Source organism: Pedobacter miscanthi, from assembly GCF_003315595.1.
Lineage (GTDB): Bacteria > Bacteroidota > Bacteroidia > Sphingobacteriales > Sphingobacteriaceae > Pedobacter > Pedobacter miscanthi.
On sequence record NZ_QNQU01000021.1, the window covers coordinates 1 to 22,046 of the forward strand.

Below are 22,046 nucleotides of genomic sequence, written 5' to 3' on the forward strand. Positions count from 1 at the left end.
ACCACTTGAACTAAGATCACTTTTATTACATAGATACTGATCGAAGTGGTTCTGATTTTTCATCAGAAAGAACGGAGAGCAGGACTGGCCTCATCTAAACGGTACTACATTTGCTTTCCAAAAAACAATACTATATTATCGGTTTCTGCTAGACAAAAAAAGCTTTCCGGTATGCCCAGAAAGCTTTAAAATATTTAATAAGGAATTTTACCAGTAAATACCGTAAAGGGCTACCAGTAGACCGATAATGATCAAAGCACCAACCGCAAAGCTGGTAGTGGTTTTAAACATTTTCGAATCGATTTCCAATCCTTTAGGATTTACACCGTTTTTATTCTCGAATAAACTGATAATTACCATTCCGATGATACAGAATACGAATACAAAACCCATCCTGTCTAAAAAAGGGATTTCGTAAATGCCCGCTCCATTTTTAACCGAAAAGCCCATGCCTGATAACCAGGAAAGATCGGTCCAGCCTGGAAGGAATTTTAACAGTAAGGATAAACCAAAACCGCCAATGGTTGCAAAAAGTGCTGCGTTTGAAGTTGCCCGTTTCCAGAAGAAACCAAGGATAAACATGGCAAAGATACCCGGCGATACAAAACCGGTGTACTCTTGGATATACTGGAATCCACCTTTTTTATCAATACCCAAATGAGGGGCAATTAAAACGCCCAAAACCATGGCTACAACAACTGCAATTTTACCGGTTAATACCAGGTTTTTTTCAGAAGCATCGGTTTTTAATACTTTTTTATAGATATCTAAAGTAAAAATGGTGGCAATACTATTTGCTTTACCTGCTAACGAAGCTACTACTGCAGCCGTTAATGCTGCAAATGATAAACCTTTTAAGCCTGCAGGCAATAAGTTAAGCAGTACCGGGTAAGCACGATCAGGGTTAACCGATCCGCCCTGCAACATCTCGGTTTGAAAAGCACCATCTTTATATAATACATAAGCAGCAATACCTGGCAATACCACGATAATCGGCATTAGTAATTTTAAGAAAGCCGCGAATAAAATACCACCTCGTGCAGTTTTTAAATCAGCACCTAAAGCGCGTTGAGTAATGTACTGGTTACAGCCCCAATAATTCAGGTTAACAATCCACATACCGCCTACAAGCACGCTCAAACCTGGTAAATCAATATAATTTTCGTTATCCGGTTTTAAAATCATGTGGAAATGCTCCGATGCTTTGCTGGTCATTAAGCTGTAGCCTTCAAAAATACCCGACGTGCCGTAATGTGTAGAAACAAGGTTTAAGGCTAAATAAGTAGTGGCCAGGCCGCCCAAAATCAGGAAAAACACCTGTATTACATCGGTATAACCGATTACTTTCATCCCGCCCAATGTAATTACAATGGCAAAAATAGCAATGGCATACATACAAAAAGTGAGGTCGAAGCCAGAAATACTGCTTACTGCCAGTGCACCCAAATAAAGGATTGAAGTTAAATTTACAACCACATATAGCAATAACCAGAACACCGCCATAATCATGGCTACTGTACCATTATAACGTTGATGCAGGAATTGAGGCATCGTTGCGATCTTGTTTTTCAGGTAAACCGGAATAAAGAAAACGGCAACAATTACCAGGGTAAGGGCAGCCATCCACTCGTAAGTTGCAATTGCCAGTCCCATCTTAAAACCCGATCCGCTCATGCCGATAAACTGTTCGGCCGAAATATTGGATGCGATTAAAGATGCACCGATAGCCCACCAGGTAAGCGATCCTTCTGCCAGAAAATAGTCTTTTGAGCCTGTTGATGCGGATTTTTTCTTATTGTAGATGTACAGACCGTAAGCAGCCACAATGACGAAGTAGATTGCAAAAACAATGTAATCCTTCGAGTCCAATAAATTTTGTTTCATTAATTAATAGCGGTTATTTGGTTTAGAAAGTTAAATGTAATAAAATCATGAAATAATACCTGCTTTTTTTCAAATCAAAAAGTGTTAAATTGACATTTATTAATCCGCAGGACATTAAAAATGAATCTTATGGTAACAGATTAAACCAAAGTTAGTGGTGTGTGAGCATACAGGCCCCGTGGGCTGGACCTTTATCGCTTTCGTTATTTCTACTGTAGTAAAGAAATTTTTAAACAAGATTATGATCTATAGATCTCTCCATTTCGCTATGCTTCAGTCGAGAGGACGGGTTTTATTTAAGCAAATGGTCCGTGAAGACACGGACCACGGCGTGTGGAATTTAAATATACCTGTTAATCAGGTTTTCCAGGTATTCCTGTTTTCCGCTGCGTACTTCAGGCTCACCATTTTCTGCTGCGTAATTTCTAAGATCTTCCAAACTTAATTTACCCTGTTCAAATTCTGCTCCCTTACCACTGTCGAAAGATGCGTAACGGTCAGCCCTTATTTTTTTGTAATCAGATTTTTGGAGAATGGCATCAGCAGTAACCAAAGCTCTTGCAAAAATGTCCATGCCGCCCACATGCGCATAAAACAAATCTTTAGGATCGGTAGAGTTACGGCGGATTTTCGCATCAAAGTTTACGCCTCCGCCCTGAAAACCACCGCCTTCTAAAATAATCAGCATGGTTTCGGTTAGTTCATTAATATCATTCGGAAACTGATCAGTATCCCAGCCGTTCTGGTAGTCGCCACGGTTGGCATCAATCGATCCCAATAAGCCGTTATCGACCGCCACCTGCAATTCGTGCTGAAAAGTATGACCGGCCAGCGTAGCGTGATTAACCTCCAGGTTTAATTTAAAATCGCCCAGCAGATCGTATTGCTGTAAAAAACCTTTAACCGTAGCTGCATCATAATCATACTGGTGTTTTGATGGTTCGCATGGTTTAGGTTCAATAAGGAAAGCGCCTTTAAAACCCTGTTTACGTGCATAATCTTTGGCAGTATGTAGAAATTTAGCCAAATGCTCCTGCTCTCGTTTCATATTGGTGTTTAAAAGGCTCATGTAACCTTCACGTCCACCCCAGAACACATAATTTTCGCCACCCAAAGCAATTGTAGCATCTAAAGCTGCTTTAACCTGTGCGGCGCCGTGTGCCAGTACATGGAAATCGGGATTGGTTGATGCACCATTCATGTAACGTTTATGGCTGAACAAGTTGGCTGTTCCCCAAAGTAATTTCACACCGCTTTCGGCCTGTTTCTGTTTGGCATATTCTACCAGGGTTTGCAGCCTGCGTTCGTTTTCGGCAACATCATCGGTATAATCTACCACGTCCACATCGTGGAAACAGTAATAAGGGATCTGCATTTTAGTAATAAACTCAAATGCGGCATCCATTTTATCTTTTGCCCTTTCTACGGCATCTTTTTTTTCATCCCATGGAAAAACATGTGTTGCGCCACCAAAAGGATCGGAACCATTGCCGTTAAATGAGTGCCAATAGGCACAGGCAAATTTAAAGTGTTCGTTCATGGTTTTGCCGGCCACTACCTTATTGGCATCGTACCACCTAAAAGCTAATGGGTTATCGCTGGTTAAACCTTCAAACCGGACCTGCTCTATGCCTTTAAAAAATTCTTTTGCTCCTGTTACTACTTTTGTCATGTGTTTTTGTTTTTTCGGTTAATCTTTTCGTTGATGGTTTATTGCTTGATAGTTCATGGCCGATAGTTTATTGGATCATGATTTGTTAGTTGATAGCTTATAATAAACTTATCTATGAGCCAATAGACCATGAGCCATGAACCTAATTTATTTTGCTAATTCTTTTTCCAATATTTCTTTCCAATCCTGATAAATCGGCTCATATAATCCCGAATTTTCCGGTTTTAATGTTTTAATTACCTCATGTTTATTAAATGCATCTTCAGCACGCTCAAAAATACCTGCACCAATGCCTGCGCCCAGAGCCGCGCCCACACTTCCATCGTTTTCATATAATTCAACCGGGATACCGGTTACATCCACGAAAGTTTGCGCAAAAACTTCGCTTAAAAAGAGGTTTGCCATTCCGGCGCGGATTACTTTGGGCTCCATACCATTTTCGCGCATAATATCCAGTCCATAGCGGAAAGCAAATGCAATTCCTTCCTGCACTGCCCTGAAAATGGTTGATTGATTATGTGTATTTAAGTCGATTCCCAATAATTGTGCACCGGTATATTTATTGTTCAGCATCCGTTCGGCACCATTGCCAAAGGGCAGCACTTTTAGTCCATTGCTTCCTACTGGTGCTTCGGCGGCCAGGTTATTCAGTTCTGCATAGGTAGCTTTTGGAGCGAAGTTATGTTTGGCCCAGCGGTACATACTCCCCGTGCCATTAATACAAAGGAGTACGCCGGTATGTTTTTCGGCTGCCGAATAGGTTACGTGAGCAAACGTATTTACCCTCGATTGCTTATCGTAGGTTAAACCGTCGCTTACGCCATAAATTACACCCGAGGTACCTGCTGTTGCAGCCACTTCGCCTGGTTTTAATACATTTAAAGAAAGTGCATTGTTGGGCTGATCGCCAGACTTATAAGCAACGGGGATACCTGCGGTTAAGCCTAATAACGAAGCGATATCAGTTTTTAAATGGCCATGTGCAGAAAATAATGGTTTTATGGTGGGGATAAGCTGTTCATCAATACCATAATGGTTCAGCACATCTTTAGAAATTTCGTGGTTTTCGAAATCCCAGAAAATCCCTTCCGAAAGCGCGGAGATACTGGTTGTAATTTTGCCTGTTAGTTTCATGGCAATGAAATCGCCAGGCAGCATAACCTTATCTATCTGTTTATAAATATCCGGTTCGTTTGCCTTTACCCAGGCTAGTTTTGAGGCGGTGAAGTTCCCGGGAGAGTTTAGCAAGTGTTTCAAAGATTTCTCGGCACCAATGGCCTCAAAAGCGCCGTTACCCAGTTCAACCGCTCTGCTATCGCACCAGATTATGCTATCGCGTAAAACCTGTTGATTTTGATCTACCACTACCAGTCCATGCATCTGATAGGCAATACCTATTGATTTGATTTCTTTAGGATCGAACAAGCCGCTGGCATTTAATTTAAGTATCGTCTGCTGAACATTTTGCCACCAATCATTGGGCGACTGCTCTGCCCAGCCCGGTTGCAGTGATTTAATTGCTGTTTCCTCTTCGGGATATTGAACAGTAAGCACTTTTTTTTGCGTGGCCACATCAACAACTGCAACTTTTATAGAGGAGGTACCTAAATCGATTCCTAATAAATACATGTTTAAAATTATTTTATATCTGGTTATGCAAACGGTTGCATAAAGATAAACGTAAAAATATAAATCGCAAATTTTTTATATAATCATACGTATTATCACATCTGCAAATTGATTTTCAACATCCTTAACCAGTGATAATTTATATTTTTGGAGAGATATATTAAAAATTACATGATGGAACAGATTACCTGGGATGATTTTGAAAAAGTAGAATTAAGGGTGGGCACTATTTTAGAAGCGTTTGAGTTTCCTGAAGCCCGCAGACCCGCATATAAAGTAAAAGTAGATTTTGGAGCGTTTGGTATAAAAATGAGCAGCGCACAGATTACCAAACATTATACATTGGAAGAGCTGCCCGGAAAACAGATTGTTGGTGTAATTAACTTCCCCAAAAAGCAGATCGGCAAGTTTATGTCCGAATTTTTGGTTACCGGTTTTGCTGATGAAAATGGTGATATCGTATTAGCTGCAGTGCAAAGCAAGGTACCTAACGGGAGTAAATTGGTTTAGGGCTGACTTACGCCCGACTTCCGAAGTTTTGCCACCGATTTGGGCCATCTAAACTTCGGAAGTCTTCGCACAAACCTTTGTAAAATAGCCCTGATTGAAGTGATTCCGATTTTTCATCGGAAGTAACGAAAAGCAGGACTGCAACAACCGATAAGCACGGAAACTGCGCTTCAAAAAATTATCTTTAGATTTCCGAAATTCGCCTGCGCCTTACCTATCAGAAATTCCGGAAGTCTGGCTGCTTAAAACCCTATATTTGCCCTATGAGTTTTTACAATTTCGAAAATACTGATCCTGAAGAAGAAGACATCCATTACATGAAGCTTGCTTTGGAAGAAGCCCAAAAAGCTTTAGCAGCAGATGAAATCCCGATTGGTGCCATTGTGGTAAGTAAAAACCGGATTATTGGCCGGGGTTATAACCTTACCGAGCGTTTTAACGATGTTACGGCACATGCCGAAATGCAGGCTTTTACCTCGGCAGCCCAAACTATTGGCGGAAAATATTTAAGGGATTGTACTTTATACGTAACCATCGAACCTTGTGTAATGTGTGCCGGTGCCAGTTACTGGACACAGATTGGCCGCATTGTTTATGGTGCCCGAGAAGAAAAAAGAGGATTTATCTCCAAAAATGCAAATCTGCTCCATCCTAAAACGGTGCTGAAAGGTGGGATAATGGCAGAAGAATGCGGCACTTTGATGAAAGGATTTTTTGCGAGGAAGCGATAGGATGCGCTGGCCTGGTGTAAGGATTGGTTCATGGCTTTATAGCAAATGTTAATGGCTCATGGTATTATGGTTGATAGTCTACAGCCTATTTTCAACCGTTTATAGTAAAAGAATCATTTAGGAAATGTTGCGATCAAACTTCGTCTCTGATCCAAAAAACATTGACCATGTACGAAAGAAAAACGCTTTCCTCGTTTAACCTTCCAACATTCAACCCCTCTTACATTACAACATTAGCCCAGAAAACGATTTGATGATAATAACATGAACAAATCTTAACGTTCTAATGTTATATTTGCTACTAGAAATATTTTTAAATCTTAAAACATAAACATTATGGCTTTTGAATTACCTGCGTTACATTACGCAACCGATGCATTAGAACCGCATATCGATAAAACTACGATGGAAATCCACCACGATAAACATCACCAGGCTTACGTTACCAACTTAAACAAAGCGTTGGAAGGTAAACCTGAAGCGACTTCGAGCATCGAGGAAATTGTAAAACACATTTCAAAATTCCCTGCTGCTGTTAGAAACAATGGTGGCGGTCATTATAACCACTCTTTATTCTGGAACATTTTAGGCCCAAATAAAGGTGGCGAGCCAACCGGCGATTTAGCTAAAGCAATTAACGAAACTTTCGGTTCATTTGCTGATCTTAAAACTAAATTACAGGAAGCTGGTGCTACACGTTTCGGTTCGGGCTGGGCCTGGTTATCGGTTGGTGCTGATAAAAAACTTCAGGTTTCTTCTACTCCAAACCAGGATAACCCTTTAATGGATGTTGCTGAAGTAAAAGGTACTCCAATTTTAGGTATTGATGTTTGGGAACACGCTTATTACTTAAAATACCAGAACAAACGCCCTGATTATTTAGCGGCCATCTGGAATGTAATTAACTGGGATGCAGTTGCAGAACTTTATAAAAAAGCTTTGTAAGCTACAATTCAATAAAATTATAAGAAAGTCCTGATGTAAATCGGGACTTTCTTGTTTTAAGATAATTAAGTAACTTTGCGCCTACTAAAATGTTCGAAATGAAAAGGCTTGTGATTTTATTTTTAATTGTTGTTGGTGTAAATGGATTGGTGAGCGCACAACAGAACAAAGTGCCAACACCTACAGAAATTGCACAGAAAAATGTTGAAGACCTTGATAAAAGATTAAAACTTAATGGCACGCAAAAAAGTGTAATTTATAGTTTTACTTTTAACCAGGCCAAAGAACAGGCCGATTTAATTAAAAGACAGCAAGCCGGAAACTCGCGTGAGGAGGATGTAGATAAATTCTATAAACTGCAGAACGAAACCACCAAAAATATCCGTAATGTTTTAAGACCTGAACAGCAGACGGAATATGATAAAATCATTGAAGAACGTTTAAGTGGCAAAGGATTAAAAGCAAAAAACAAGAAAAAGAAAAAAGGAGAGGAAGAAGAAGTGGAGAGCGATATTAAAGGTTTGCTTTCTGGTCCGCCGGTTGAAAAACAAAACCAATAATTTCCATTCCATAAAGGGCAGTAATTCATTAAAAAATGCCAGAAATAATCCTCGGAACAATTGTTCTCGGACTGTTATTATCGCCACAGTTACTCGCTGGTTTTTTAGCAAAAAGAACAGGCCGGAAATTCTGGTTCTGGTTTTTGATTTCCTTCTTAATCCCCATTATTTCACTGATTATATTGATCTTTTTAGAAGATAAAAACCCTGAGGCCCAAAGTTATAAACTGGCAGATCACGTAGATAAGGATAAGGAATTAGCTGCTGAGCTATAAAAAGTCGTCATCTCGGCTGAAATGGAGAGATCTATCGCGTCAGATTTAGCTTCGCTGAGCACTTACGTGGTTCTCGACTACGTTGTGCTCCGCTCGAAATGACGATCGCGGGTAAACTTGCGAAGTTTCCTCCTCGCTCTGCCCCTCAAACTTTGCAAGAAGGCTAAATCCCCACAATATCTTTCTTCTTTTTTTGCTTCATGGCTTTTGGAATGATTTCTAAAATCTCATCTTTTAAAGCATTCAGCATCCGTTTTTTGATAAAATTTTTGTGTGTAACCAGACTGATTTCTCGCACAGGCTCAGGAGATTTAAAATGACGGATTTTACTGGTTTGTTTGGCGTTCAATTCTGCAATGGCCAGTTCGGGTAGCAAGGTTGCACCACCATTTAAATCAACCATGCGCACCAGGGTTTCTACACTTCCGGTATTATATTCCAAGCCTTGTAAACGATTGTTTTTTGTAGAACGGCAGATATTTAGTACCTGGTTCCTCATGCAGTGACCTTCGTTTAACAGCCAGATATTTTCGTCGTTCAGGTCTTCGGCATCTACCGCTTTCTTTTTATAAAGTTTGCTGTTTTTGCTTATGTAACTTACAAAGTTCTCGTAATATAATGGGGTTTCAGTAATATTCGGATCGGTTAACGGCGTAGCTAAAATACCACAATCCAATACACCGGTTTTTAAATGATGGATGATATCCTCGGTGGTATACTCCCAGATTAAAAGTTTCAGTTCCGGATATTTTTCCAGCATGGCCGAAATTACTTCGGGCAATAAATAGGGAGCAACGGTAGGGATAACACCAATCTTCAATTCGCCCAAAACATCCTGCTGCTGACTGCTGATGAGCTCTTTAATCTTACCGCTTTCCTGCAAAATAATCCTTGCCTGTGCAATAATTTGCGAGCCAATTTCTGTCGGACTTACCGGTTGTTTACTCCTGTCGAAGATTTTTACATTAATTAATTCTTCCAGCTTTTGCACCTGCATACTTAAGGTTGGCTGGGTAACAAAACACTTATCGGCAGCAGTTACAAAACTTCTGTAAGTATCAACGGCAACAATGTATTCAAGCTGAACTAAAGTCATATAGTTAAAATTGATTTATAGTATCAAATATATCAATTTTAACTATAATAAAAAATGATCTGAGCAGGCCCGAAATAAAAGCCTGTTTTCGGGATAATCAAATGATGAAATTCTTCATTTATATGAGACGTTTAAACAAAAAATTGAATAGAATATGTAGGTGCTATTGATTTAATTAGCAATTATCTAACCTTCAGTACTTACCGGATTAATTGGGTATATTAGCTTTATGAACAAAATCGCTTTACGCTTATTTCTTCTTGTCGTTTTTCTTCCGCTGGCTTCTGCGACAAATGCCCAGGCTATATTTCCCGCGTGGGCACTAGGACCGTTTATCCGACCGGAAAATGTTAATCCCATTCTTTCGCCAAAAACCGAAAGTCTTTTCTTCGACCCGATGAGCAAACAAAAAATTGCCTGGGAAGCGGGCGATGTATTTAATCCGGCAGCTGCCGAATACAAAAATAAAATATATGTACTTTATCGCGGAGAAGACCGCTCAGGCATTGGTATCGGCAAGCGTACTTCGAGAATAGGCATTGCCGAAAGTAGTGATGGGATTAAAATGAAAAGGAATCCGGAACCGGTGCTTTATCCTGATGAAGACAATCAGAAAGCAGCCGAATGGCCGGGTGGTTGTGAAGACCCACGAATTGCGGTAACGGCAGAAGGATTGTATGTAATGCTTTATACGCAGTGGAACCGCAATATATTTCGTTTGGCTGTAGCTACCTCTAAAGATTTAAAACACTGGACTAAACACGGTGCTGCATTTAGTAAGGCTTATAGTGGTAAATTTAAGGATCTCAAATGTAAATCCGGATCTATTGTAACCAAGGTAGAAAACGGGAAACAGATAATTGCCAAAATAAACGGTAAATATCTGATGTACTGGGGAGAACGTTTCATGAATATTGCTACTTCGGTTGATCTTATTAACTGGGAGCCCGCCTTAAATGCAAAAGGCGATTTGGACTTAATTGTTCAACCCCGAAAAAATTATTTCGATAGCGACCTGACCGAATGCGGTCCACCGGCAATTGTTACCGATAAAGGTATTTTAGTTTTATACAATGGTAAAAACAGGGGCGATGCCGAAAGAGATAGCAATTACGTGGCCAATACCTATTCAGCGGGGCAGGTGTTGTTCGATCTGAAAAATCCTTCAAAAGTGATAGCGCGGCTCGATCAACCCTTTTTCGTGCCTACTGCACCTTTTGAAAAAAGTGGTCAATACCCGTCGGGTACAGTTTTTATCGAAGGACTGGTTTATTTTAAAAAGAAATGGTTTTTATATTACGGCTGTGCCGATAGCCAGGTGGCAGTAGCAATTTATGATCCTGCTGCTAAAAAATAAGGTGTAAATAAAAATGCGCAGGATTTATCCTGCGCACCATAGTAAATTTATTTAGTACCGGCTTTCAAAATCCTGATAAGCCAGTGCAATTCCTTCTCTCAATTCGACTTTATGTTTCCAGCCTAAATGATGCAGTTTACTTACATCCATTAGTTTACGCGGTGTTCCGTCGGGTTTGCTGGCGTCGAATACTAATTCACCTTCAAAACCCAGCACGTCTTTAATGAGTAAAGCCAGGTCTTTAATGGTCAAATCATGTCCGGTACCAATGTTGATCAGGTGCGGTTCGTTATAATTTTGCATCAGGAAATAACAGGCATCTGCCAGGTCATCTGCAAACAAAAATTCGCGCATCGGCGAGCCTGATCCCCACACTACTACCTCTTTTTCGTTGTTCATTTTTGCTTCATGCACCTTACGGATCAGGGCCGGTAAAACATGCGAGTTTTGAGGATGGTAATTATCGTTATAACCATACAGGTTGGTTGGCATCACCGAAATAAAATTGCATCCGTACTGATCGCGGTAAGCATCGCACATTTTGATTCCCGCAATTTTTGCAATGGCATAAGGCTCATTGGTGTGCTCTAAAGTTCCGGTTAAAAGGTAATCTTCTTTTAAAGGCTGTGGTGCCATTTTAGGATAAATACAGCTTGAACCCAAAAACATGAGTTTCTTTACCCCATTTGCATAAGCATTATGAATTACGTTATTCTGGATGGCTAAATTTTCATAAAGAAAATCAGCCCTGTAAGTATTATTTGCTACAATACCACCAACTTTTGCCGCCGCAAGAAAAACATAATCTGGTTTTTCTTTGGCAAAGAAATCGGTTACGGCCTGCTGGTTGCGTAAATCCAGTTCGGCAGAAGTTTTGGTAATGATATTTTCGTAACCTTCTTTCTGCAGTTTACGGTAAATGGCCGAACCCACCATACCACGATGGCCGGCAACATATATCTTAGCTTCTTTTTCCACAGTATTTTTTATAGACTGCAAAAATACGATTCTTATATAAGACTCACATCAATCTTTCTGGCAAAAGAAACATCGATTATTGATTTAATTGTATTTTTGCAGAAAAAAAACTTTTGGGTAAAGATAAACTTAGGCGTTTTGCAGAAATCGAAACATTTGCAAACGTATTTCAATTAGAGGAAGGAAAGGCCTTAAAAGGAACCTGGGCTTCAGCACATTTTAAAAACAACAACCCTATTGTGCTTGAACTGGCATGTGGCAAGGGCGAATATTCGGTAAACCTGGCCAGACTTTTCCCGGAAAAGAATTTTATTGGCGTTGATTACAAGGGTAACCGCATCTGGCGCGGTGCAAAAACAGCCATTGAAGACGGGATTGATAATGTTGCTTTTTTAAGGATACAAATCGAAAATATACTGGATTATTTTAACGAAGGGGAGATCGACGAGATCTGGATCACTTTTCCTGATCCACAGCCACAGGATAGCCGAGAGAAAAAACGTTTAACATTTCCTGCATTTTTGAACAGATACAAAGTGGTTTTAAAACCGGGCGGCAAGGTTAACCTGAAAACTGATAACGACCAGTTATATGCCTACACCTGCGAAAAGGTTGAGGAATTAGGCTTACCTGTACATAAAAATACCGATCATTTATACACTTCGGATTTGGTTGACGATGTATTGTCCATCAAAACCTATTACGAGAAGAAATACTTACTACACGATAAAAATATTAACTATATTCAATTTTCTTTTGAATAATGGATACCAATTTTTACGAACAGGTTTATGAAATTGCCCGGTTGATTCCAAAAGGAAGGGTAACATCATATGGGGCAATTGCCAAAAGTTTAGGTGCGACAAAATCATCGCGGATGGTTGGGCATGCCATGCTTTATGCCGGCACGGCGCATCCCAGGGTACCTGCTCACCGCGTGGTAAACAGCAGCGGTCTCCTTACCGGGAAATTCCATTTTAAACCGCCTGAATTAATGGAAGAACTGTTAAAACAGGAAGGTGTTGAAGTTAAAAACGATAAAGTAGTTAACTTTAAAAAAGTATTTTGGAACCCGATGGAAGAAATCAATCTCGACTAATCCAATTGTCTTCTACATTAACGCCATTCTCTCATTAAAAATTCATTCCTTCAATAATTAAATATGGGAAAGTTAGTAGAAGAATTTAACGGCTATCGCGAAAAAATGAACGATAGGATTATGGAAACGGCGAATACGAACATCAAAAGGTTCTTCGCTTTAGACACCACTTCCTATGCCGATGGCGCCCTGGATGTTAAAACAAAAGAAATGCTGGGCCTAGTGGCATCGATGGTATTACGCTGCGACGATTGCATTAAATACCATCTGGGCAAATGTTTCGATGCCGGCGTAAACAGCGATGAAATGAACGAAATCTTCATGATCGCTAACCTGGTAGGCGGCAGTATCGTAATTCCGCATTACAGGAGAGCTGTAGAGTATTGGGATGAACTAAGTTCGGAGACGGGAGTTTAGAGTGCTATAAGAACAAGCATAATACAGTCGTCATTTCGAGCGGAGTGCAACGCAGCCGAGAAATCTGCCTAGATAGATCTCTCCATTTCGCTACGCTTCAGTCGAGATGACGACCCCATTATAAATCAGTCATTGTTAAGTTATTTCAGCATCTTATCTAAAAATATTGAAATACAATAATTACCGTATGCAAAACTCAACTATACGCTGCTCTTGGGCCACTTCCGATCCCCTCTACATTAAATACCATGATGAAGAATGGGGAAAGCCGGTTTACGATGATAAAATTTTATTCGAGTTTTTAATACTGGAAGGTGCTCAGGCTGGTTTAAGCTGGATTACCATACTTCGAAGAAGGGAAAATTACCGTAAAGCTTTTGCCGGTTTCGATGTGAAGAAAGTAGCTGCCTTTACCGAAAAAGATGTAGAAAGGTTAATGAATGACGAAGGCATTATCCGCAATCATTTAAAAGTGAATAGCGCTATTACCAATGCTAAGCTTTTTATCGAAATCCAGAAAGAATTTGGCAGTTTCTCTAAATACATGTGGAGCTTCGTGCCCGATGGTAAACCGATCCAAAACCATATCGAAAAAATGAGTGATGTTCCGACACGTACCGAACTTTCTGACCGCATCAGTAAAGACATGAAAAAACGTGGCTTTAAGTTTTTCGGCACTACCATCTGTTATGCACACATGCAGGCCACCGGAATGGTTAACGATCACCTGTTAAACTGTTGTGCCAGGTAATTTGTATGCCAGAAGATCCTGAAATCCTTTAATCCCCCAAATCCTGTTTTACTTTTTAGTCGCGTTATACTCCTTTACCCACTCCGTTACATCACGCGTATTAAATTCTGCGCCAACCTCTATTTTAGCTTTTAATGCCGGCTGATCGCCCATTTTCTGTAGCAGGATATTTTTAACTTCCGTTTTTTTACTGTCATCCGTTATTGCTTTCATCGGTACTTCCTGTAAAGGGCCTGCACCAGGTTTTTCGATAAAATAGCGTACAACAGGTGCTCCTGCTGGCCTTTCGGGTGCAGAATTGCGTCCGCCGCCAATGCTGATGCCACCGCCCATACCCATACCACCATAACCGCCTGTTCCTGTACCGATACCTATTGATGGTCTGAATTTTACCTTTTTCTCTTTAACCTCCGGCACCAAGGTACCTCCACCAAAAGAATAAAGATTAACCATACCCATTTCGATTACTTTTACAAAGCGGTATTCGAAATTACGGCCGTTTGCAAAACCCTTGCTTACAAAACTATCACCGTTCCAGAAAAAGTTTTTTACATCCTTTGCAGGTAAAATCACATCCGCTTCATCATTGGCACTAATAAAAACCGAAAAATAATCGGTACCTTTTATCGTTCCACGGATCACATCATCATTGTTTTTAACGATAAAATCCTGTGCCGAAAGCTGATTGACGGTGAATAAAAAAAGAAAGATAGAAAACAGAAATTTCATATAATCAGATTGCTTTTCACAAATAACGGAACTAAATTTCAATTCGTACTAATTCAGGTTAATTTTGATATTTCCTGTTTCTATTGCCGGATGTTCTTTCTGGAAGTTGTTAAACGATTCTTTCATTTTATTTAATGCATAAGCTTTCGCATTGCTGATGTTTTTGCCCAGGGCATAAAATTTATTGATGATGTAGATTTTAAAAAGATATTCTTTTAGCTCTGCCGAAGCCTGTGTATCAGTCATTACTTTTGCTAAATTTTCGCGGTCAACAAAATTAACCAGACCAGCATGCGAAGCAATATAATTGGCAACTTTGTTTAAACTGTCTTGCCGGTTGCCAAAGGCATCTTTTGCTGTATTAATATCGTCAATAGCTTTTAACTGCGGGGCAATTTCTTTGGCTAAAACTTCTTTGTTAAGGGCGGTGAGTCCTTTAGGCACAAAGAACTCCGTATCCAATTTATAGGGATCAACAAAAAGGAATATGGTATCCTTTAAAGCAGGATTTATTAAAGTATACCGGTCTACTATACCCGTAGCCGAATGTTCACTTTTTCTTTTGGTAAAATCAACCCTCGATCCGTCTGGCCAGCGATAAGAATTTTCAAGTTTGGCCATCCTCATGCTTAAATAACTTCTATCGGCTAAGTTTTTAAAGGCACCGGTGCCTATGGGCCGGTTGATAGATGCACCATAACCATCATCAGGTCCTTTCAGGTTTTCAAAAGTGACGTAGGTCATGAGTGTATCAGACGGCAGTTGGGCCTTGGTTAAGGAGGCAATTAAGCAAAAAATTAAGGTATAGCAAGTTTTCATAAAAGCGTTTTTATTCAGATGATGCTTAAAATAAGAGATTTCAATAAATAATTTATTTTTTTGTTGAAAAAGCATTTTAGTGATATGAGTAACTTTGGTTACTTTTATCACTCGATAAATCTATTTGTCGGTGTAATCTTTAAACCGGTGTAATCACATGAATAAAAAACTCTTTCTCCTAGATGGTATGGCGCTAATGTACAGGGCGCATTTTGCATTAAGTAAAAATCCGCGTTTTACCTCAACAGGTATCAATACATCGGCAGTAATGGGTTTTACCAATACCTTATTAGATGTACTGAAGAAAGAAAAACCGACACATATTGCAGTTGTTTTTGATACTGAGGCCCCAACAGAAAGGCATACTACCTTTGAGGCTTATAAAGCACAACGCCAGGCCATGCCCGAAGACCTTGCTGCTGCCATGCCTTACGTGATTAAACTGATCACCGGTTTCAACATTCCTGTAATTACATCTGATGGTTACGAAGCCGATGATATTATTGGTACACTGGCCAAAAAAGCAGAAGCCAAAGGTTTCCAGGTGTATTGTATGACACCGGATAAGGATTTTGCACAACTGGTTTCCGAAAATATTTTCATTTACAAACCTGCCCGTATGGGTAGTGATATGGAAATATTGGGCGTAAAAGAAGTACTGGCCAAATGGGAGATCGAAAATGTATTACAGGTAATCGATATTTTGGGTTTATGGGGCGATGCTGTTGATAATATCCCGGGCATTCCGGGTATTGGCGAAAAAACGGCTAAAGCCCTGATCAAACAATATGGTTCGATGGAGAAAATTATCGAAAACTCGCACGAACTAAAAGGTAAACAGCGCGAAAATGTAGAGAATTTTGCCGAGCAGGGTTTGTTATCCAAAAAACTGGCCACCATTTTACTGGATGTACCTGTTGAGCTGGATGAAGCCAGTTTAGAACTTTGTGATCCGAGCCGCGATTTACTGGAGCCTTTGTTTACCGAATTAGAATTCAGGACTTTAGGCCGCAGGGTATTCGGCGACGAATTTTCGGTTACCACCGCCCGTTTTCAAGAAGGTACCCAAACCGACCTTTTCGGCAATCAATCTGGTGAGACCATACAATATACCAATACACTCGAAGAAGAACCGGCAGAAAAACTTCCAGCCAAAACCATCGAAAATACAGAGCACGACTATCAGCTGGTAGATACCGCCGAACAACGTGCTGATTTGATTAAATTATTGCTGGCAGAAAAACGGATTTCGTTTGATACCGAAACTACCGGTACCGATGCCAACATAGCCGATCTGGTTGGCTTATCTTTTTCTATAAAACCAGGTTCGGGTTATTATATCCCTGTTCCCGCAGTTAGGGAAGAAGCCCAGCAGATTGTTGATGAATTTAGGGTGGTTTTGGAAAATGAATCGATCGAAAAGATTGGCCAGAATACCAAATACGATATCCTGGTATTAAAATGGTATGGCGTTGAGGTAAAAGGAAAACTTTTCGATACCATGCTGGCCCATTATTTAATCGATCCCGACACCCGCCATGGTATGGATGTACTATCAGAAAACTACCTGGGTTATTCGCCCATTTCGATCACCAAATTAATTGGTCCGAAAGGTAAAAACCAGGTTACCATGCGCGATGTTCCGGTAATTGATGTGGTTGATTATGCCGCAGAAGATGCTGATGTAACCTTACAGCTGGCACATATTTTCGAGCCGAAATTAAAGGAACTGAATGCAGCTAAACTGGCCGAAGAAATTGAAAATCCTTTGGTATATGTTTTGGCCGATATCGAAAAAGAAGGGGTGCGTATTGATATTGAAACCTTGATCGCTTATTCGAAAGAACTGGAGACAGAGATTATCAAATTTGAACAGAATGTTTATGATAAAGCAGGAATTAAATTCAACCTGGCCTCGCCAAAACAATTGGGCGAAGTGTTATTTGATAAACTCCAGCTTGATCCAAAAGCTAAAAAGACCAAAACAGGTCAGTACCAGACCGGTGAAGACGTTTTAATGGCTTTAGCCAGTAAAAGTGATATTGTACAGGATATTTTAGATTTCCGCCAGTTACAGAAGCTTAAATCAACTTATGTTGATGCTCTGCCTTTAATGGTTAACCCGAAAACCGGCAGGGTGCATACTTCATACAATCAGGCCGTGGCTGCTACGGGCAGGTTAAGTTCTAATAATCCGAACCTGCAAAACATCCCAATCCGTACCGAACGAGGAAGAGAAGTGCGTAAAGCCTTTATTGCAAGGGATGAAAACCATATCCTTTTATCAGCCGATTATTCGCAGATAGAATTGCGCATCATTGCCGAAATCAGTAAGGAAGAAAATATGCTGGATGCTTTTAGTAAAGGGATCGACATTCATACCGCCACAGCAGCCAAAGTATATGGCGTAAGCATTGAAGAGGTAGACGGAACCCAGCGCAGAAATGCCAAAGCGGTAAACTTTGGTATTATTTACGGTCAGTCGGCTTTTGGTTTGTCACAAAATTTAGGTATTCCGCGTAAAGAAGCAGCAGAAATTATCGAACAATATTTTGCGCAGTATCCGGGCATTAAACGCTACATGAGCGATACCATGAACTTTGCACGTGAGAACGGATTTGTAGAAACGATAATGGGCAGAAGACGCTATTTGCGCGACATTAACTCTGCCAATCAGACCGTACGTGGTTTTGCCGAACGAAATGCCATTAACGCACCAATTCAGGGCTCGGCTGCTGATATGATCAAAATAGCCATGATTAATATCCATAAAGAAATGAAAGCACAACGCCTGCAATCAACCATGACCATGCAAGTGCATGATGAGTTGGTGTTTGATGTGTTAAAATCGGAAAAAGAGGCAATGAAAGCCATTATACAGGATAAAATGGCCAATGCCATAAAATTAACCGTGCCAATTGTGGTCGAAATCGGAGAAGGAGATAACTGGCTGGCTGCACACTAATATGAAAACGCTCTCTATATTTATTTTAAGCTGCCTGATTACTATTGGCTGCCTTGCTCAAAAAAGCGATACGCTGATTACTTACAATTTTGGAGGTAATTATGGTAAAGCTAAATCGGCGGAAACTTTTAAAGTTTACAAGAAAGACAGTGTCTGGATCAGAACAACTTTTAATGCTAAACAGGTATTAACCAAATCTGAAACATTTACCGACCGTAAATTAAAAATGTTAAACGGCGAATATCTGGAGTATGAAAACGGAAAAGTTTCGTTAAAGGGGTTTTACCTGAATAACAAAAAAACTGGCCTTTGGACAAGTTTTGATGCTGACAACAAGCCAAAGGAAACAAAAGTTTACGATCAGGACAAACTTAACGGTGCTTACGCTGCTTATTGGAAAAATGGTGCGCCTAAAACAACGGGAAACTATACTGAAGATAAGAAAACGGGGGAATGGAAAATTAACTATGAAGATGGTAAACCTGCGCTTAAAGAGCTTTATGATAGCAAAAGCAAAGTAACAGACAGCACTTATTTAGATATAGATGGTGAACCGGTAAGCAAAGCCGAAATTACAACAGAACCCACGTTTCCTGGCGGCATGAAGAAGTTTTATATGTTTCTGGCCAAAAGCATCAGGTATCCGGCAGATGCCCGGAACAGCAGGGCGCAGGGAAAGGTTTATTTATCATTTTCAGTATCGGACACGGGCAAAATAGAAGATATTAAGGTTATTTCGGCACCACACATTGGTTTAGCAGAGGAAGCCATAAAGGTATTGGAACAATCTCCAGACTGGATTCCGGCTACCTTATTCGGTAAAACAATAGCTGCACCCTACAACATCTATATTAGTTTTTCCCTTAATTAGTTTTTTAGTTAAATAAAAATATTCGTTATCTTCATTAAAACTTCATATCGATTTATGAATTTTATATCAACAAAATAAACGAGTAAAACAGCAATTATGAAACCTCTGAGTGTAACGAAGAAGCTTCATAACAATTAAAAAACAAATCTAAAAATTATGAAAAAGTTATTGAGTTTAATCGCAATCGCAGCATTTGGTTTAACCACAGCATTTGCTCAAACACCGGCAACAACTCCTGCAAAGGCTAAAACAGTTGCTAAAAAAGAAGTAAAAACTACCACTGCCCCAGTAAAAGCAGGTGTAAAGCAAGAGGCCAAAAAAGTAGAAACTAAAACCACTACTACAGCTGCTAAAGTAAAAGCAGATGGTACTCCGGATATGCGTTTTAAAGAAAATAAAGCAAAGGCAGTAACTAAAGTTGCTGGTCCGACCAAAAAAGACGGTACAGCTGATATGCGCTACAAAGCAAACAAAGAAGCTGCTAAAAAGAATTAGGTTCAGGTTTATAATTTGAAAAGGTCTCCGGTGAAAATCGGAGGCCTTTTTTGTTTTTACGTTACATGGATTACTCCTTAAGTATGCACTTCACAAAAAAAATCGTCATCCCGACCGGAACGCAGTGGAGTGGAGAGATCTACCTCGAGACAGATTTCTCCATTCCGTTGCACTTCAGTCGAAATGACGAATAATTAAACTACAAACTTATCGTCTCACCAATTTCTGGCAATAACAACGTTTTCTTTTCGCGCTCAAATTTATCAACGGCTACTTTAGCATCAATTTCGATTACCGGAAAAGTATTATAATGAACGCCGATTACCTTATCGCAATCAAAATATTTTGTTGCAATTAATGCATCATCAACATCCATGGTATAGTTTCCGCCGATAGGTAAAATGGCATAATCGAGGTTATAAATATCGGCCAAAACCTTCATTTCGATGGTTAAACCAGTATCACCTGCAAAGTAAATCTGCTTGCCATCAAGCTCCAGTACAAAGCCGGCCGGATTACCACCATAACTTCCATCAGGTAACCCCGACGAATGCGTGGCGGGCACCATACGTACCGCTCCCCAGTCGAAGGTAAACTTACCAAAGTTCATTCCGTGTACCTTTTCAATGCCTTGTTTTGCTACCCAGTCGGTAATTTCGGGCATGGCTATAACGGTTGCCTGCGTTTGTTTAGCAAGAGAAACTAAATCGGCCACATGATCGCCATGACCATGACTCACCAAAATATAATCAGCCTCAATCGATTTAATGTCGATATGTTTAGCTAAGGGGTTGTGTGATATAAATGGATCGAATAATAATTTTTTGCCAGCAGCTTCGAGCAGGAAGCAGGATTGGCCATAATAAGTGAATTTCATGATTATAGTATCAAGTATGGGGTTTTGAGTATCAAGTATTGAGACAGGAGTATCAAGACAAACTTGTTTATTGATTATTGGCCAAACATACCGCCTAAGCCACCCAGCATATCCTGTGCTGATGCCTGCATTTCGGCAGCACTTACCTGTTCGGCGCTTGCAAGGGCTTTATTAATTGCGGTCAACAATAATTCTTCAAGCTCTTCTTTATCTGCATTTTTTAGAAATTCTTCGTCAATGGCTACTGCGGTAATGGCTTTATTTGCTGTTGCGGTGATTTTAATTGCACCATTTTCAACTTCACCATAAACCGATATGGTATCCAGGCGTTTTTTGATTTCTTCGGCTTTTTGTTGCGCCGCAAATAATTTATCGAACATATCTTTTTGTTTTATAATAGAACTAAATCCGGCCTAAAATCGTATTCGCCTCATCAAGAAAACGTTCAATTTTTTTAGTGCCTGTAAAGCTTTTAAGGATTAAAGTAGTGGTTTTGTTTTTGGCAGGCACTAAAATCTCTGCCCTGACTTCGGTACCGGAGTAAATAAAATTGGTTGTTTTACGGATAATCTGAAAGCGGACCAGATCGTCAAAAGGGTATTCTTTTACCACACGGCCCCCAAATGTGGAGCGGATAATCTTTTTCTGGCCTTTATCAAAACGGACATTCGAAGTGGCGGCAAAAAGAAGCGCTAAACCAATGGCCGCAGGAAGAAAAGTTAAAAAGATTTTTTGAAAAGCCTTTTCATTGGCCATAAAACCGGGATTAAGCAATATAGCCACAGTTGCACCTATAAAAATCAATCCAAAGATTAAACTGCCCAGCTTGTTATCACGCAATAAATACACGTTTCCTTCTTCTTTAAAGAATTTAAAATCATATATGGTCTGCTTTGGAATTACGGGTGCATTGGCAAAAACCAGTTCGTCAATTTTTGGCAATACCTCCTGCTGAAATTGGATCAGGTTAGGATTACCGGCTTTGCTGTAACCATTAGAAACAATTATTCCCTTACCATGACGGTTGCTCTTTCTAAACAGCCTGTAATTAAATCCACTCCCCAATACTTCGTAAGCCTGTACGGCAGCAATATCATCAAACGGTATTGAACCCGCAGGCAAAAATCCAATCTTTTTATACAGGGTTCTACTATTCCCGTCGAAAATAACTTTTGTTTCTGCTGTAAAAATGAGCAGTAAGGGGATTACCAGCAAAAAGCCATAATAGCCAAAGGTAAAACCCGCAGAATAACCCTGCAGCGTTGCTGACAGATAAAAAATAAAAGCCGCAATTAATACAAAAAAGATCAGTCCAACTATCCTTAAATTTCTTTTCGGATAGATGGTTAATGTATCAGGTTCAATAAGCCACTTTGTTTTTGCCAT

At 39.9% G+C, this 22,046-nt stretch carries 23 protein-coding genes; 13 read left to right on the forward strand and 10 right to left on the reverse strand.

What is annotated here, in order from left to right; all coding sequences use genetic code 11:
• Nucleotides 1–207: 207 nt before the first annotated feature.
• From DRW42_RS20915 to DRW42_RS20925, 3 genes are all read right to left on the reverse strand, one after another.
• On the reverse strand, nucleotides 208–1,884 hold the full coding sequence (locus DRW42_RS20915; RefSeq protein WP_113950784.1) for a sodium/sugar symporter: 1,677 nt from the start codon (nucleotides 1,882–1,884) through the stop codon (nucleotides 208–210).
• A gap of 340 nt (nucleotides 1,885–2,224) precedes the next feature.
• Nucleotides 2,225–3,556: a xylose isomerase gene (xylA, locus tag DRW42_RS20920; protein ID WP_113950785.1), complete on the reverse strand. Its 1,332-nt coding sequence runs from the start codon at nucleotides 3,554–3,556 to the stop codon at nucleotides 2,225–2,227.
• 147 nt (nucleotides 3,557–3,703) lie between these two features.
• The gene (locus tag DRW42_RS20925; RefSeq protein ID WP_113950786.1) at nucleotides 3,704–5,185 is read right to left on the reverse strand and encodes a xylulokinase; all 1,482 of its coding nucleotides are present in this window, start codon (nucleotides 5,183–5,185) and stop codon (nucleotides 3,704–3,706) included.
• 174 nt (nucleotides 5,186–5,359) lie between these two features.
• Between DRW42_RS20925 and DRW42_RS20930 the strand changes: the two genes are divergently transcribed.
• The 5 genes from DRW42_RS20930 to DRW42_RS20950 all read left to right on the forward strand — a co-directional run bounded on the left by DRW42_RS20930 (nucleotide 5,360) and on the right by DRW42_RS20950 (nucleotide 8,206).
• Complete coding sequence (locus DRW42_RS20930) at nucleotides 5,360–5,695, forward strand: tRNA-binding protein (protein ID WP_113950787.1); 336 nt, start codon at nucleotides 5,360–5,362, stop codon at nucleotides 5,693–5,695.
• 263 nt (nucleotides 5,696–5,958) lie between these two features.
• A complete protein-coding gene (locus DRW42_RS20935) occupies nucleotides 5,959–6,426 on the forward strand; it encodes a nucleoside deaminase (RefSeq protein ID WP_113950788.1) in 468 nt (155 codons plus the stop codon).
• A gap of 336 nt (nucleotides 6,427–6,762) precedes the next feature.
• Nucleotides 6,763–7,371, forward strand: coding sequence for a superoxide dismutase (locus DRW42_RS20940; protein WP_108201324.1), 609 nt, complete (start codon nucleotides 6,763–6,765; stop codon nucleotides 7,369–7,371).
• A 98-nt stretch (nucleotides 7,372–7,469) separates the two neighbouring features.
• Nucleotides 7,470–7,931, forward strand: a complete 462-nt coding sequence (locus DRW42_RS20945; protein ID WP_113950892.1) for a hypothetical protein — start codon at nucleotides 7,470–7,472, stop codon at nucleotides 7,929–7,931.
• A gap of 35 nt (nucleotides 7,932–7,966) precedes the next feature.
• A complete protein-coding gene (locus DRW42_RS20950; RefSeq protein WP_113950789.1) occupies nucleotides 7,967–8,206 on the forward strand; it encodes a hypothetical protein in 240 nt (79 codons plus the stop codon).
• Nucleotides 8,207–8,369: 163 nt separating this feature from the next.
• Here DRW42_RS20950 and DRW42_RS20955 read toward each other — a convergent pair whose 3' ends face one another.
• On the reverse strand, nucleotides 8,370–9,302 hold the full coding sequence (locus DRW42_RS20955; protein WP_113950790.1) for a hydrogen peroxide-inducible genes activator: 933 nt from the start codon (nucleotides 9,300–9,302) through the stop codon (nucleotides 8,370–8,372).
• Nucleotides 9,303–9,531: 229 nt separating this feature from the next.
• Between DRW42_RS20955 and DRW42_RS20960 the strand changes: the two genes are divergently transcribed.
• A complete protein-coding gene (locus DRW42_RS20960; RefSeq protein ID WP_113950791.1) occupies nucleotides 9,532–10,659 on the forward strand; it encodes a glycoside hydrolase family 130 protein in 1,128 nt (375 codons plus the stop codon).
• Nucleotides 10,660–10,710: 51 nt separating this feature from the next.
• On the opposite strand, the gene fcl is transcribed toward DRW42_RS20960, so the two are convergent.
• Nucleotides 10,711–11,637, reverse strand: a complete 927-nt coding sequence (fcl, locus tag DRW42_RS20965; RefSeq protein ID WP_113950792.1) for a GDP-L-fucose synthase — start codon at nucleotides 11,635–11,637, stop codon at nucleotides 10,711–10,713.
• A gap of 113 nt (nucleotides 11,638–11,750) precedes the next feature.
• Between fcl and trmB the strand changes: the two genes are divergently transcribed.
• The 4 genes from trmB to DRW42_RS20985 all read left to right on the forward strand — a co-directional run bounded on the left by trmB (nucleotide 11,751) and on the right by DRW42_RS20985 (nucleotide 13,904).
• Nucleotides 11,751–12,401 (forward strand): tRNA (guanosine(46)-N7)-methyltransferase TrmB, encoded by a 651-nt coding sequence (gene trmB, locus DRW42_RS20970; protein WP_113950793.1) that lies wholly within the window; start codon nucleotides 11,751–11,753, stop codon nucleotides 12,399–12,401.
• Entirely contained in the window at nucleotides 12,401–12,736 is a 336-nt protein-coding gene (locus DRW42_RS20975; RefSeq protein WP_113950794.1) for an MGMT family protein, read from the forward strand. Before trmB ends, DRW42_RS20975 begins: the two co-directional genes overlap by 1 nt.
• 63 nt (nucleotides 12,737–12,799) lie before the next feature.
• Nucleotides 12,800–13,153 (forward strand): carboxymuconolactone decarboxylase family protein, encoded by a 354-nt coding sequence (locus DRW42_RS20980; RefSeq protein ID WP_113950795.1) that lies wholly within the window; start codon nucleotides 12,800–12,802, stop codon nucleotides 13,151–13,153.
• 187 nt (nucleotides 13,154–13,340) lie between these two features.
• Nucleotides 13,341–13,904, forward strand: coding sequence for a DNA-3-methyladenine glycosylase I (locus DRW42_RS20985; protein WP_113950796.1), 564 nt, complete (start codon nucleotides 13,341–13,343; stop codon nucleotides 13,902–13,904).
• Between the two features lie 48 nt (nucleotides 13,905–13,952).
• Here the strand turns inward: DRW42_RS20985 and DRW42_RS20990 are convergent, their stop codons facing one another.
• Complete coding sequence (locus DRW42_RS20990; protein ID WP_113950797.1) at nucleotides 13,953–14,633, reverse strand: hypothetical protein; 681 nt, start codon at nucleotides 14,631–14,633, stop codon at nucleotides 13,953–13,955.
• Between the two features lie 48 nt (nucleotides 14,634–14,681).
• A complete protein-coding gene (locus tag DRW42_RS20995) occupies nucleotides 14,682–15,452 on the reverse strand; it encodes a hypothetical protein (RefSeq protein WP_147243787.1) in 771 nt (256 codons plus the stop codon).
• Between the two features lie 157 nt (nucleotides 15,453–15,609).
• Here DRW42_RS20995 and polA point away from each other — a divergent pair, with 157 nt between their 5' ends.
• From polA to DRW42_RS21010, 3 genes are all read left to right on the forward strand, one after another.
• Nucleotides 15,610–18,417, forward strand: a complete 2,808-nt coding sequence (polA, locus tag DRW42_RS21000) for a DNA polymerase I (protein WP_113950799.1) — start codon at nucleotides 15,610–15,612, stop codon at nucleotides 18,415–18,417.
• A 1-nt stretch (nucleotide 18,418) separates the two neighbouring features.
• Nucleotides 18,419–19,288: an energy transducer TonB gene (locus DRW42_RS21005; protein WP_113950800.1), complete on the forward strand. Its 870-nt coding sequence runs from the start codon at nucleotides 18,419–18,421 to the stop codon at nucleotides 19,286–19,288.
• Between the two features lie 156 nt (nucleotides 19,289–19,444).
• Nucleotides 19,445–19,783, forward strand: coding sequence for a hypothetical protein (locus DRW42_RS21010; protein ID WP_113950801.1), 339 nt, complete (start codon nucleotides 19,445–19,447; stop codon nucleotides 19,781–19,783).
• Between the two features lie 199 nt (nucleotides 19,784–19,982).
• On the opposite strand, the gene DRW42_RS21015 is transcribed toward DRW42_RS21010, so the two are convergent.
• From DRW42_RS21015 to DRW42_RS21025, 3 genes are all read right to left on the reverse strand, one after another.
• The gene (locus DRW42_RS21015) at nucleotides 19,983–20,660 is read right to left on the reverse strand and encodes a metal-dependent hydrolase (protein ID WP_113950802.1); all 678 of its coding nucleotides are present in this window, start codon (nucleotides 20,658–20,660) and stop codon (nucleotides 19,983–19,985) included.
• 74 nt (nucleotides 20,661–20,734) lie between these two features.
• Nucleotides 20,735–21,040 carry a YbaB/EbfC family nucleoid-associated protein gene (locus DRW42_RS21020; protein ID WP_113950803.1) on the reverse strand — a complete coding sequence of 102 codons (306 nt, stop codon included), beginning with the start codon at nucleotides 21,038–21,040 and terminating at the stop codon, nucleotides 20,735–20,737.
• Between the two features lie 22 nt (nucleotides 21,041–21,062).
• A complete protein-coding gene (locus DRW42_RS21025) occupies nucleotides 21,063–22,046 on the reverse strand; it encodes a hypothetical protein (RefSeq protein ID WP_113950804.1) in 984 nt (327 codons plus the stop codon).